The 12,379-nt window shown below is 59.9% G+C and carries 10 protein-coding genes and 1 pseudogene; 3 read left to right on the top strand and 8 right to left on the bottom strand.

From position 1 onward, the window contains the following. The first annotated feature begins 58 nt into the window (after nt 1–58). Nucleotides 59–1,465 (top strand): DUF2252 domain-containing protein, encoded by a 1,407-nt coding sequence (locus tag KGA96_RS17000; RefSeq protein ID WP_223513783.1) that lies wholly within the window; start codon nt 59–61, stop codon nt 1,463–1,465. 154 nt (nt 1,466–1,619) lie between these two features. Here KGA96_RS17000 and KGA96_RS16995 read toward each other — a convergent pair whose 3' ends face one another. The 3 genes from KGA96_RS16995 to KGA96_RS16985 form a co-directional block, all read right to left on the bottom strand. Further along, nucleotides 1,620–2,672 carry a metallophosphoesterase gene (locus KGA96_RS16995; protein ID WP_223513781.1) on the bottom strand — a complete coding sequence of 351 codons (1,053 nt, stop codon included), beginning with the start codon at nt 2,670–2,672 and terminating at the stop codon, nt 1,620–1,622. A 342-nt stretch (nt 2,673–3,014) separates the two neighbouring features. Continuing rightward, the gene (locus KGA96_RS16990) at nt 3,015–3,848 is read right to left on the bottom strand and encodes a phosphatase PAP2 family protein (RefSeq protein WP_223513779.1); all 834 of its coding nucleotides are present in this window, start codon (nt 3,846–3,848) and stop codon (nt 3,015–3,017) included. 36 nt (nt 3,849–3,884) lie between these two features. Further along, complete coding sequence (locus KGA96_RS16985) at nt 3,885–4,556, bottom strand: histidine phosphatase family protein (protein ID WP_223513776.1); 672 nt, start codon at nt 4,554–4,556, stop codon at nt 3,885–3,887. 260 nt (nt 4,557–4,816) lie between these two features. Between KGA96_RS16985 and KGA96_RS29915 the strand changes: the two are divergent. Both KGA96_RS29915 and KGA96_RS29910 read left to right on the top strand, forming a co-directional pair. Then, nucleotides 4,817–5,830: pseudogene (locus KGA96_RS29915) on the top strand (methyl-accepting chemotaxis protein); the annotation flags it as partial. Nucleotides 5,831–5,872: 42 nt separating this feature from the next. Beyond that, nucleotides 5,873–6,736 (top strand): methyl-accepting chemotaxis protein, encoded by an 864-nt coding sequence (locus tag KGA96_RS29910; protein ID WP_371318451.1) that lies wholly within the window; start codon nt 5,873–5,875, stop codon nt 6,734–6,736. 29 nt (nt 6,737–6,765) lie between these two features. Here KGA96_RS29910 and KGA96_RS16975 read toward each other — a convergent pair whose 3' ends face one another. The 5 genes from KGA96_RS16975 to KGA96_RS16955 all read right to left on the bottom strand — a co-directional run bounded on the left by KGA96_RS16975 (nt 6,766) and on the right by KGA96_RS16955 (nt 12,326). Then, nucleotides 6,766–7,185: a type II toxin-antitoxin system VapC family toxin gene (locus KGA96_RS16975; protein ID WP_223513774.1), complete on the bottom strand. Its 420-nt coding sequence runs from the start codon at nt 7,183–7,185 to the stop codon at nt 6,766–6,768. Then, nucleotides 7,182–7,427 carry a FitA-like ribbon-helix-helix domain-containing protein gene (locus KGA96_RS16970; protein ID WP_046038645.1) on the bottom strand — a complete coding sequence of 82 codons (246 nt, stop codon included), beginning with the start codon at nt 7,425–7,427 and terminating at the stop codon, nt 7,182–7,184. The genes KGA96_RS16975 and KGA96_RS16970 overlap by 4 nt, the downstream gene beginning before the upstream one ends. A gap of 87 nt (nt 7,428–7,514) precedes the next feature. Further along, a complete protein-coding gene (locus tag KGA96_RS16965) occupies nt 7,515–8,888 on the bottom strand; it encodes a DUF1329 domain-containing protein (protein ID WP_046038643.1) in 1,374 nt (457 codons plus the stop codon). A 132-nt stretch (nt 8,889–9,020) separates the two neighbouring features. Next, nucleotides 9,021–10,976 carry a DUF1302 domain-containing protein gene (locus KGA96_RS16960; protein WP_185754753.1) on the bottom strand — a complete coding sequence of 652 codons (1,956 nt, stop codon included), beginning with the start codon at nt 10,974–10,976 and terminating at the stop codon, nt 9,021–9,023. Nucleotides 10,977–11,036: 60 nt separating this feature from the next. After that, on the bottom strand, nt 11,037–12,326 hold the full coding sequence (locus KGA96_RS16955; protein WP_046038641.1) for a phospholipase: 1,290 nt from the start codon (nt 12,324–12,326) through the stop codon (nt 11,037–11,039). Nucleotides 12,327–12,379 lie beyond the last annotated feature (53 nt).

The raw sequence follows: 12,379 nt of genomic DNA, 5'->3' as shown, positions 1-12,379 counted from the left end.
CAAAGCCCTTCTACACTCAATCCGCAATTGCCCCACAACCCCTGTCGAATAGGCCTCCATGACCACCCTCACCGACCGTTTGAAGCAAGGCAAGAATGCGCGCAAGAAGTGCTCCCGCAGTTCGCAAGCAGCCTTGGGCAATGTCGACCGCGACCCCATACCGCTGATCAAGGCGTCGAGTGAAGGACGCATCAAATCGCTGGTGGAGTTGCGCTACGGACGGATGCTGGTTTCACCGTTCACGTTCTATCGCGGCAACGCGTTGCTGCAGGCCCACGACCTGGCGGGCACCTCGAACATGGGGCTGGTTTCGCCGATTTGTGGCGATAGCCACTTGATGAACTTCGGCGGTTTCGCAACGCCTGAGCGCAACCTGCTGTTCAGCGTCAACGACTTCGACGAAGCCCATCCCGGGCCGTGGGAGTGGGACTTGAAACGCCTGGTGGCGAGCTTCCTGGTGGCCGCCCGCGACTTGCGCCATGGGGAATCCGTTGAGGAAACGATCTGCCACGAAGTGGTGCACGCCTATCAGCAGACCATGCTGGAGTGCGCCGAACAGAGTGCGCTGGAAACCTGGTACGAATCCATCAGCTATGACGACCTGCTGGCGCAGGCCAACAAGAGCACCCTGGAGCATGTGGAACGCGCCATCGCCAAAGCCGAACGGCGCACCCACGCCGAACTGCTGCCGAAAATCAGCGAACGCGACGCCCATGGCCGTCTGATCATTCGCGATGACCTGCCGGAAATTTTCCACCTGCACAAAAACACCACACTGCTGGACGCCGATGATGACTGGTTGCGCCTCTCGGACTGGCGTCCGCTCTACGACACCTTCATGCGCGACTACCGCGGCACCCTGCAAGCGGACCGCCGTGATCTGGTGTCGCGTTTTCACGTTCAGGACATGGCGTTCAAAGTGGTGGGCGTCGGCAGTGTCGGCACCCGTTGCCTCGTGGCGCTGCTGACCGACGATCAGGAGTTCCCGCTGTTCCTGCAATTCAAGGAAGCGCGACGCTCGGTGCTCGCCGGCTACGTGAAGACCAGGTCGCGAATACGGCATGAGGGGCAACGGGTGGTCGACGGCCAGCGGTTGATGCAATCGGCCAGCGACTTGTTCCTCGGCTGGACCACCGGCCCCAGTGGGCGGCATTTCTATGTGCGGCAATTGCGCGACATGAAGATTTCTGCCGAACTCGAGACCTTCGATGGCGACGCATTCGCCGCCTATGGCCGGCTCTGCGGCCGGGCCCTGGCTCGCGCCCATGCCAAGTCTTCCGGGCAAGCGGCAGTGATCAGCGGCTACATCGGCAAGAGCGACGCACTGGCCGACGCGCTCTATAAATATGCTAAAGGCTATACCGAGCAGAACGAACGTGATTTCGAGCGGTTCCAGCAAGCCTGCCGCAAGGGCCGTTTGCGTGCCCGGTCGGAAGCCGACTTTGCTGCGGATCATTTGCCGTAGCGGTGTCGCAAGCTCTGGTACGGGGCGTTGATCCAGATGAACTTTTCTTCACCCCACGGTTCCGTTACTGCCTGTACATTGCACTCGCTCATTCAAGAAACTACGGTTTGCCCGCCCTCCCGCGGGCTTTTTTTTGCCTGCGGGTTTGCGCCAATCACTGTGCCACCTGCGCGACGCTCCCTTGCGATTGCTCGGGCAGCAAACAGCCTTTGGCCATCCACAGGCAATCTCTGGCCCAGCGAAAGCCGGACTCCAGATCGCCGCGGTCGTTGTAATACCCCAGCCTGAGTTGAGTGGCGCTCAGGTCGAGTTTGGCAAAACCAGCCCGCGAGTCAGTAAAGGTGCTATCCGGTGTTGGCGTTTGCAAGGCAGACAGCCTCTTGCCACCGGCCCCGGAAATCACCCAAGCGGGTTCGCCTGCACGCAACAGCAATTGCTGGTTGTGATCATGACCCGACAAAAGCAGATCGACGTGGTTGCGTTGCAACACTGGCAAGAGCCATGTGAGCAGATTCGACTCCTCGTCATGCTTGCCTTGATTGCGCACCGGGTGATGGGACGCGGCTATTCGCCATACCGGTGCCGGTCCGGGTGCCTGGTACGCCTGATCGATCAAATCGATTTGCTGCTGCAAACTCTCACGTGGCGCCGAGGTGTCGAGGAACACCATCCGCACCAATGGCCGCCCGTCGACGTCACCGAAATCCTTGACGTAGAAATTCGCCGGCAACTGCCAACGGCCCGATCCCTTGTGCTGTTGACCGTACTCGATCTCGTATTTTTTCGACACCGGGTAATCATGGTTGCCCAGCACCGCGTAGAACGGTACATGGCTGAGCCAATGGCCCCAATAGACACGCTCGAATCGGGTTTCCCAGTAGAGATCGTGGGTGCTGGTCAATGGCTTGCCATAGAAGTTGTCGCCGAGGAAAACAACCATGTCCAGGCGCCCCTCCCTGGACGCAACCCACTCCATGGCTTGCCCCACCCGCCACTGTTGCAAGTCACCGCTACCCTGATCGCCCACCGCGATCATCGACACCGATGCAGGGTCCAGACGGCTCAACGGAACGTACGGCGATGGTGGCGTAAACAGCCAGTAACCAACGGTCGCCAACAAAAGAGCGAAGGCAATGCCGGAGCCAAGCACAATCCTTCGGAGCACCAAACGTTTTGCAGAAATCGAGGTGGAATTTGTGCGTTTCACTCAGGGACTCACTGGGCTTGGAAAGCCAGACAGGGTGACGAAATAAAGATCGATCTACCCCCCCCAATAGATCACAGCATTTGTTCACGATTTGTTAAGAAATCGTTCCGTACACTTTTTTCCAGCCTGTTTTTTTCGGCCTTCCTTTTCCGGTAGCCAGAAGTCATGTCGTGCACTGTGTTGCCTGCGACTTTTCAGCGAACCGTTTCTGGAAAAACCGCCTCTGAGTCTGCTGTACCGTTGATCGCAGTCGCACACGAACCCTGAGCTTTCTGACGGTTTCCTCGGGCAAAAAAAACCCGCAACCCTTTCGGGTTGCGGGTTTTTCAGTTCAACGCCAACTCAATTCACAGGCTGAGTCTGAGCCATCGGCACCGGTTGTTGCGCTTTGGAGAGCACGGGCTGTTCCAGCCTCGCTCGCCCGTAGAACGCCAGCGCCGTCAGCAAACACGCCAGCCACACGAAGATCCCGGCCCAGAAGGTGTGGGACATGTAGTGCCACCCTTGCAATACCCGTGTGGTGCCATAGATGAAACCGAGGGTCAGCGAGCCGTACATGATCGCTTTCGAATAGCGCCACCGATAACGGCGAGCCACGAAGTACAACGCCAGCATGGTGAAACCGCCCGACGCATGTCCGCCCGGCCAGCAGCGCCCCTCACCGGCGACTTTCAGCAGGTCGAAATTCTCATACCACTCGACGTGCTCCATTTTGCCGCCGTACTGGGTCGTCTCGATCGGGCAATACACGCTGGTGTGGCCCTTGAGGTAGTGAATGACCCCGGTGCTGATGGAGAACGCGAACACCACGTAGAGAAAGTCGCGTCGATGGCGGGTGGCAAAGCGCAGTACCGGTGCGACTTTGATTTTTTCCAGGAAAGCGATGATTTTCGAGTGTTTTTCGGCCTTCAGGCGCGGCCAGAGAAACGACAGCAAGGCACCGATAATCGCAATTTCGCCGGTCCAGTTCGGAATGATCCGCGCCCATTTGTGGGTGATTTTTTCGAACAGATGGACCTGGTCCAACGGGTACGTCTGCGTCACCGGATCGAAAAAGTAATTGTTGAAGGCGATGTCGATGCTGGTCATGTCGAACATCAGGAACACCGCGACCGCGCAGGCCAGCGGAATACCAAAATTCACCCAGTAAAAGCGGTAGCGAGAGGCGGTCAGCATTGTGAATCCTGATTCAGAAAGAAGAGGGAAAAAAACTCAATGAGTGCTCACCGAGCTCCAGTCGGAAGCGTCGATGAAGCCAAGCATGCGCGGAGTCTGCGGGGTTTCGGCGGAAATAAACAGTGAAGCGCCATAACCCAGGGTCGAAAGCGGTAACTCGAGGTCTTTTTCCAGTTGCTCCATGCACTCGCTGTGGGTCACCAGAATCAGGTTGCGTCCGGCCACTTTATGCGCAAGCGCATCGCGCAGCATGGTGCCCTTGCAACTGATCAGCCAGTCTTCCCCCGCGCCAACCTTGTTGAACATGAAGTTGGCAGTCTGTGCTGTGCGCAGGATCGGGCTGTTGTAGATATCGGCCTTGCCCAAGCCAAGGTGCTTGAACTGTGCCCCAAGGCTCTCGGCAACACTGCGAGAGCGCTCGGTAATGCCATCGTTGCCGATCAGGCAAGGCGCCGAGGAGTGATCGCAGCGCTCGACGTGACGCACCAGCACGATGATGTCGCCCTTGGCCCATCCCGTCATCAAAGCCTGTACACCGGCCACATTGCCGTGAGCCAGGTCCGGTGCGGTGGCGGGACGCAACAAAAACAAGGTCAGCGGAATGACCAGCAGCGCCGAGGCCAACACCACCGCAGCGTTGCGATAGCGGGCGAAGCGGTTCAGATCGATCGAGCGTTTTTTTCCGAAAAGACTCAGTCTTAATTCCACATCACGCCGCCTCGCCAGCAAACACTACCCCATTAGATCCCGGCAGGTTAAAGAAAGGCGCGTCGGTGACTGGTGAAACGTATGTGAAAAAAAGCTCAAAAGCGCTGTAAAAATCTTGTTACAGAAACCCTGCGGAAAAATCCTTTCAGCTCCCGGGATTGCTGCCGATACATCCTGCTTACACAGCTTGGCGGCTTCCAAAAAAAACAATCTTCCAGCCAACCGACGATAAAGAAGTACCAAGTTCCTGGAGGAATGTGATGAATAGCTGGTTCGGTAACATCAGCGTGAACCTGAAGCTGGGCCTGGGGTTTGGCCTGGTCCTGGCACTGACCTGCGTCCTGGCCCTGACCGGCTGGACCAGCCTGGGCGGGTTGATCGACCGCAGCAACTGGATGAGCGACATCACCCAACTCAACGCCGGCCTGACCAAGCTGCGCGTGGTCCGCCTGCAATACATGCTGACCAACGGCGACGAAACCGCCGCACAGAGCGTGCAGACCACCCTCGACGCCTTCTCGGCCCAGCAGCAAGCCCTGCTGGCGAAGTTCAAGAGCCCGGAAAACCTCAAGCTGCTGCGAGAGCAAGGCGCCGTCATCGACACCTACAGGACGTCCCTGGGCAAGATGCGCAGTGCCTATCGCGCCGGCAACAGCGCCCGTGACGCCATGAGTGCCAACGCCGAAACCGCCAACACGCTGATCAATGACATCAATACCCGCGTGCAGCAAATGCCGTTGAGCGACCAGCGCTTCGAACAGTTCCAGGCCATCACCGCGGCCAAGGAAGCGTTCCTGCTGGCCCGCTACGAAGTGCGCGGCTACACCGCCAGTACCAATGCCGAGACCGAGCAAAAAGCTGTCGGCCAACTGGACGCCGCCATCGCCAGCCTGAAACCGCTGAACGCGCACTTCGCCGATTCCCAGCAAGACGCCCTGCGTCAATTGGAAACCGCGTTGAGCAACTACCGCAACGCCTTGCAGGCCTACAAGGCCGCCAGCAATGACGCGGTGCAAGCGCGCAAGGAAATGACCGACCAGGGCGCCGCCATCGTGTCCCAGAGCGATCAGCTGTATCAGATCCAGCTCGACCGTCGCGACGCCGAAAGCGCCCAGGCCCGTACCCTGCAACTGATCAGCACGTTGCTGGCGTTGCTGGTGGGCATCATTGCCGCCGTGGTCATCACTCGCCAGATCACCCGCCCATTGCGCGAAACCCTGGCGGTGGTCGATCGCATCGCCAGCGGTGACCTGTCCCACAACGTGCTGGTCACCCGTCGCGACGAACTCGGCGTGTTGCAGCAAGGCATCGCACGTATGGGCGTAACCCTGCGCGACTTGATCAGCGGCATCCGCGACGGCGTGACCCAGATCGCCAGCGCCGCCGAAGAACTGTCGGCCGTGACCGAGCAGACCAGTGCCGGGGTCAACAGCCAGAAAGTCGAGACCGATCAGGTCGCCACCGCCATGCACGAGATGACCGCCACCGTGCAGGAAGTCGCGCGCAACGCCGAAGAAGCCTCGCAAGCCGCTGCGGCGGCGGACGGCGAAGCCCGTGAGGGTGACAAAGTGGTCAACGAAGCCATCGCCCAGATCGAGCGCCTGGCCAGCGAAGTGGTGCGCTCCACCGAGGCCATGAGCGTGCTGCAACAGGAAAGCGACAAGATCGGCAGCGTCATGGACGTGATCAAGGCCGTCGCCGAACAGACCAACCTGCTGGCGCTCAATGCCGCCATCGAAGCGGCCCGTGCCGGTGAAGCCGGTCGTGGTTTTGCCGTGGTGGCCGACGAGGTCCGCGGCCTGGCCCAGCGTACGCAGAAATCCACCGAGGAAATCGAAGGCCTGGTGGCCGGCCTGCAGAACGGCACGCAACAAGTGTCCGCCGTGATGAACAACAGCCGCGTCCTCACCGACAGCAGCGTGGCCCTGACCCGCAAGGCCGGCGAGTCACTGGAGAACATCACCCGCACAGTGTCCAATATCCAGTCGATGAACCAGCAGATCGCCGCCGCTGCCGAACAGCAAAGCGCCGTGGCCGAGGAGATCAGCCGCAGCATCATCAACGTGCGCGATGTGTCCGAACAGACCGCCGCGGCGAGCGATGAGACCGCCAAGTCCAGCGTTGAACTGGCGCGGCTGGGTGGTCAATTACAGCAGATGGTGAGCCACTTCCGCGTGTGATGACTTCAGGCTCGCTCCTACAGGGGAACTCAGCTCATCAAGGGATCTATCACTTCAACACCGCTGAACTCGAAATCTCGAACATTGCGGGTGGCTATTGCCGCCCCATGACTTCGGCAAATGGCGGCAATTTGCGCATCTGCCATTGAAACCGCACGCCCATTTGCCTCAGCACCTGCCGTCAGCGTTGCGTACTCAACAGCGGCATGGGCATCGAACGGCAAAATGCGTCCGGTAAAGTCCTCTTCGAACATGGCCATGGCATGGGCTTCAAGTTTTTGTTTGCACTTGCCCGAAGGCAGGCGTGCGATGCCGTGGAGTATTTCCGCCACCGTTACCGTACTGACTGCCAGATCCATCGCCGGCTGCGCATCAACCCAGGCAAGCACCCTGGCTTCAGGCTCGACTCGCATAAACTCTGAAAGAACGTTGGTATCGAGCACTATCATTCAGAAAAATCCACCGCCGTTGCTTTCTCTGAACGCTCTGGCAGATCAAGCTCGACTCCACCGAGAGCGCTGAATCTGTTGCGGATCCTGCTTCCAAGTCCACCGGCGCGATCAACTGTCGCCAAGGCCCTGCCCAGAATCAGGCGAGCCTCTTCTTCCATGGAATGTCCGTTATGAGCCGCTGTGATGCGCAGTTGCTCCTTGAGCTTCTCATCAAGGTTTCTAATTGTGATGCTGGCCATGATGCCTCCTGCAATCAATGAAATCATTGATTGCAGACTAGCACATCCTGGCAAACCAAAACCCGGCAATCTTCCGAATGGCCAATATCACCGCGTCCCGCGCTGGCGCAATGCCGACGGCATGAAGTAAGCGTCTTCCGGTACCGGTTGGGCGAAGTCCACTGTGCCCGGCTCTTCGTTATCCAGGTTCTGCACGTAGTAACGACGCGCCTGCAAGTCATGGAATACGTCCAGCGCACTCCAGGTGGTGGGCAGGTCGTAGAAGTTTTTCAGGTAGGCCATCGACACCCGCCACAACTCCCCTCGCCCGTCGTATTGATCCACCAATGCGGCGCCCCAACTGTCTTCGTCCAGAAACAGCACGCGCTTGGAATAGATATGCCGCGCGCCTGGCTTGAGCGTGCCTTCGACCACCCAGACCCGATGCAGCTCATAACGGGTGAATTGCGGGTTGAGGTGGCCCGGTGTGAGCAACTGCTCGTACTTCACCTCAGGGCTGCCGACTTTGTAATTGTTATAGGGAATGTAGACCTCTTGCTTGCCCTTGAGCTTCCAGTCGTAGCGGTCTGGCGAGCCGTTGAACAGGTCCGTATCGTCCGCCGTGCGCAGGCCGTCGGATGAGGCGATCGGGGTGTCATACGCGAGGTTCGGCGCCCGGCGCACACGGCGCTGGCCGGCGTCGTAGACCCAGGCCTGACGCGGGTCCTTGAGCTGGTCCAGGGTCTCGTGAACCAATGCCGCACCGCCCGCCAGCCGGGCCGGGCTCTTCACGAACGCCAGGTAGTAGAACAGGATATTTTTCAGGTCGGCAAACTGCCCGCCCGAGCGGTAATAATTGAAGAGTCCCTCCTGCTGCGAGGTCACCAGCGCGAAGCTGCCGTTGCGTTGTACCGGCGCTTCGGAGGCACGACGGACCACATAGATGCCGCGATAACGGGTGATGTGGTTCCACAGCACCTCGATGCCATCCTTGGGCACCGGGAACGGCACACCGCCATAGGCATCGGCAAAACCGGTCCCGCCATCGAGCAGCTTGGCCGAGGTCGCATTTTTCAAGGTGTTGTCGTACAGCCACTGCGGCGCCGAGCTCGAGCGGCGAGAGGGATAGACCGGCATCTGGAAGGTGTCGGGGTAGCTGTTGAACAGTGCGATCTGACCCGGGCTGAGGTGGGCCTTGTACTGTTCAAGGTTGGCCTTGGTGATGGTGAAGAGCGGCTTGTCCGCCGCATAGGGATCAAGGTGATGCTGGCCTGGCTTGTAGCCCGCCGGCGCCTGGGTGATGCCGCCGCTCCAGGCCGGAATGGTCCCGGCCGCGTTGCCGGCACGCTCGGCCCCCAGCGGCGTCAGCGTGGTCTTCAATTGCTCGGCCTGCTGGGGCGTGACCGCGGCCAGCGCGCTGCCGGCGGCCAGGCTCAGGAACAGCGCCAGCGTGGTCTTGGTCAGTCGTGAAGTGTGAAACATGATCGTTCTCCGAAATACAAAAACCTGTAGGAGCGAGCCTGCTCGCGATAGCGGTGTGTCAGCCAACATCAACTTCGACTGAAAGTCCGTCATTGCGAGCAAGCTCACTCCTACAGGGGGATGAGTTGGAACTCACAAGAAGTACTTGAGGTTGAAGCCAACGTTGTCGCGATCACGCAGGCCGTTGTCCTGCCCGCCGCCGTAGAACTCGGTGTATTGCAGCTCGGCCTCCAGCTTGTTCTGGTAGTTGGCCTTGATCCCCAGGGTGTAGGCCTTTCGGCCCTCGATGATGTTGCCCGCCTGATAGCTGTTGCCCTCGAAGTCATCCTTGTAGACGACATAAGGCGAGACGTTGACCCCGGCATACACGTCGTTCCAGGTGCCGTTGAGCATCGCGGTGTAGCTGTAGGAGTTGCGGTTGACCTGGTCGCTGCGCTCGCCGCCGGACACATAGGAAAAGTTACCGGTGCCAGCGAAGTAACGGGTACTGCCGTCATACGCGGTGTATTGCAGGCTGCTGCCCCGCAGGTGCTCGGACGCCAGTTCGAATACGCCGAACATCGAGTCGAATGACAGGCTCGGGCCAAAGTTGTAGATCGTGCCCAGGGACGTGTTGAACGCTTCCACCCGCTCGGCGTTATTGATCTGGCTGTCGAGCGTGACCTGCTGCCCGCCGATGTTGATGGTCTGGCCGCCTGCCGCTGCGGCGGCGCCGTTGGCCAGGTCGCCGATCAGGTCGTTGGTGGCGGCGACCCCGATGGGCAGGTTCGGCCGATAGGCCACTTCACCGAACACCGACGCCTGGCCCAGGGTGGTATTGAAACTGAAGCCGTACATGCGGATGTCTTCGGCGTAGCGTCGATGTGCCTGGATATTGCCCAGCACATCCACGGTCGCCAGGCCATTGGCGAGTTGCCCCGCCTGACTGCCGGCGACACCGGCCAACAGGTTGGTCAGGGCATTCATGTCGATGCCCTTGTACCCGCCCAGATCGGCGGAAATGGTTGGTTCCTTGGCGTGGTAGTTGACCATGTACAACCCGAACTCGGTGCTGTTGAGCTCTTCTACGATGTAGCGAAAAGCGAAACCGAACTGGCCGTCGTTGCGCGCGTTGTCATCCTTGCCGACCGAGGCCACTTTGACGGTGTTGCCAAAGGCCGGGGTGACCCCGTTGGCGTACAGGCCGGTGGTGCTCAGGGCCTGGTTGAGCAACGGGTTGTTGCCCAGTGCACTGTACAGACCGATCACATTGCCGAAGCCAGGCACCGGGGTGTCCAGGGCGGTACCGGTAAAGTTGTTGTAGGCGGTGTTGCCGCCGTCGGCGAACAGGTCCGTCTGCGAGTAGAACGTGCCGACCGGGTCGATGCGGGTTTCCTTCCAGTTCGTCTGGTAAAAGCTTTCCATGGTCAGGCTGTCGGTCAGGCCGATGTTGAAGCTCAGCGCTTCCACCGGTACCAGCACTTCCTTGACTTCGGCACCGGGCAAACGGTACTTGGCCGCATCCACCGGGTTGGTGGTGTTGATCCCGCCTCGGTAGAAAATCCCCTCGCCCCAGTTGAACACCTGGCGCCCTATGCGTGCCGTGAGCGGCATCTGCGCGACGTCCCAGTTGCCATAGAGGTAGGCGTCGAGCATCTCCACCCGGCTGCCGGCGATATCGCGGGTCTGGTCCGTGAAGTGGTCGTCCTGCGGGAAACTCTGGCTGGGTTGCGACGGGTTGTTGTTGCGGTAGTAATCGTTGCGCTTGTCCATCAGTTGCGTGTCATAGAACGCGGTACCGCGCACGAACATCCCGTAGTTCTGATAGTTGGCCTCGAGCTCCGAGGTGATCTTGTACACCTCGGAAACCAACCCGGTATCGAAGTTGCGATTGCCGTCGTTGGTGTTGACGTCATCGTTGTTCTTGTCCCGGCCCTGGACCCGCCACAAGCGCCCATAGGACAGGGTACTGTCGAATGAACCGGTGACCTGGTTGTCCAGCACGCTGAACTCCTTGGCCTGCACGCCGTCGACCGCGCACAGTTGCAGCAGCCCTGCCAGGCCCACGCCGGGAAGCGCCGCGCCAGACAGGCGAAATCGAGTGTTCATGATCTGTTCCCCTTTCCCTGGTTTTATTGTTTTTGTGTTCTGACACTGTTGCTGCGATGGCTATGGCGCCAATCCCGCACGGGCGTAAATCCGGCTGTGGGCGCCGAAATGCCCCAGCAGTTTGAACAGCTGCCGGTTAAGTGCCGGATGATCGAAGTCTTCGCGCTGCAGCTGATTACCGTTGCTGAAATCGCTGGTGATCGGTGCCGTGTCCAGCCACTGGCCGATGGCTTCATCAAATGCCGCCGATTCGTCGACGGACTCGGCACTCACTACTTCGCGCAGGTAGTCCACCGAGTACGGCGGATAGCGGGCGTCCTGTGCAGAGTCGGCATAAGCGTCGAGCATCGGGTGTGCCTGGCCGGCGCGCAGCAGGCGACGAAGCCAGGTCGACTGATATTTCTCCACTTCCATGTGCCGGGTGGCGACCCGTTCGATGGCCGCATGTTTGTCCGCATCGAAGCCGGCCAGGGCCTTGCCTTCCAGCACCAGCAGGCTCGCCAGTTCCACACCGGGCAGCGGCTTGGCGTGATACGGCTGGGTCAGGTCCTGAACGTGGTGCAGGCCCCAACCGAGAAATCGATAACCCCAGTAAGGATGGCCAGTGGCAAACGCCAGTCGCGCCAACCCCATGTACTGGTAGGCGCGCCAGTCCGGCCAGCTGCGCTGAAGAAATCCGGCGGCGGCATACACCACCGGGCTTTCATGGAAAAACCCCATATGGAACGGCGCCTGGGAGCTGTACTGAAACCGGGCGTCACCGAAAGGCTGCGGGCCGAAGTCGTACAACGCGCCCACTTCGCCCGGGTTGTCGCTGAACAGGTTGATGTCGTGGCCGTAATCCGGCTCGTCGGCGGCGCTGGCCAACACGGCCAGAGGCGCGACTTGTTCATGGTCAGCCACAAGAATGAAGCGCTGGCGATTCCACGGTGAGAGCGTCTGCTCCACCATGACTTGTTCGGCCTTGAGGTGTTCACGCTCGGGCAGATCCTTGCCCGGCACCGGCTGGATGACCATCGCCAGATGAATCCAGGGATTGATGCGCAGTGCGGTGAGGAAGTCGTGGCGCAGATTGTCCCCGGGCACGGCTGGCAATCGCAGGTTGTCGGGGCGCGGCGGGTATTGGGCGAAGTGCTCGCGGGCGAAAAGCTCCTGCTCATCCAGCAGCGCACTCACGGCCTGGTATTGCTGCGAAAGAAACTGTTCCAGCGGCTCGACTTCGACCTGCGGTGCATCACGCAACGCCGGCAAATCCTGCAACGCCAGGTAGCTGCCCACCGTATGGTTCGACCAGCCCCAGGCTGTCGGGGCCGTTGCACAAAGCAGCAACAGGAGGAATGTCAGCTTCATTGCCTGGTTCTTATTGGATGTGCTGTGGGGGTTGAGCCTAACAACCGACCCTG

It is taken from the genome of Pseudomonas sp. GL-R-26, assembly GCF_019947365.1.
Lineage (GTDB): Bacteria > Pseudomonadota > Gammaproteobacteria > Pseudomonadales > Pseudomonadaceae > Aquipseudomonas.
Note: the sequence above shows the minus strand (reverse complement) of the source record. Positions and strands in the feature narration are given on the sequence as shown.

What these genes read in the sequence shown, in the direction of transcription:
- KGA96_RS16975 (WP_223513774.1), bottom strand. Translation starts at nt 7,185, where the DNA reads ATGATAGTGCTCGATACCAACGTTCTTTCAGAGTTTATGCGAGTCGAG.
- KGA96_RS16955 (WP_046038641.1), bottom strand. Translation starts at nt 12,326, where the DNA reads ATGAAGCTGACATTCCTCCTGTTGCTGCTTTGTGCAACGGCCCCGACA.
- KGA96_RS16970 (WP_046038645.1), bottom strand. Translation starts at nt 7,427, where the DNA reads ATGGCCAGCATCACAATTAGAAACCTTGATGAGAAGCTCAAGGAGCAA.
- KGA96_RS16990 (WP_223513779.1), bottom strand. Translation starts at nt 3,848, where the DNA reads ATGCTGACCGCCTCTCGCTACCGCTTTTACTGGGTGAATTTTGGTATT.
- KGA96_RS16960 (WP_185754753.1), bottom strand. Translation starts at nt 10,976, where the DNA reads ATGAACACTCGATTTCGCCTGTCTGGCGCGGCGCTTCCCGGCGTGGGC.
- KGA96_RS16965 (WP_046038643.1), bottom strand. Translation starts at nt 8,888, where the DNA reads ATGTTTCACACTTCACGACTGACCAAGACCACGCTGGCGCTGTTCCTG.
- KGA96_RS29910 (WP_371318451.1), top strand. Translation starts at nt 5,873, where the DNA reads ATGGGCGTAACCCTGCGCGACTTGATCAGCGGCATCCGCGACGGCGTG.
- KGA96_RS17000 (WP_223513783.1), top strand. Translation starts at nt 59, where the DNA reads ATGACCACCCTCACCGACCGTTTGAAGCAAGGCAAGAATGCGCGCAAG.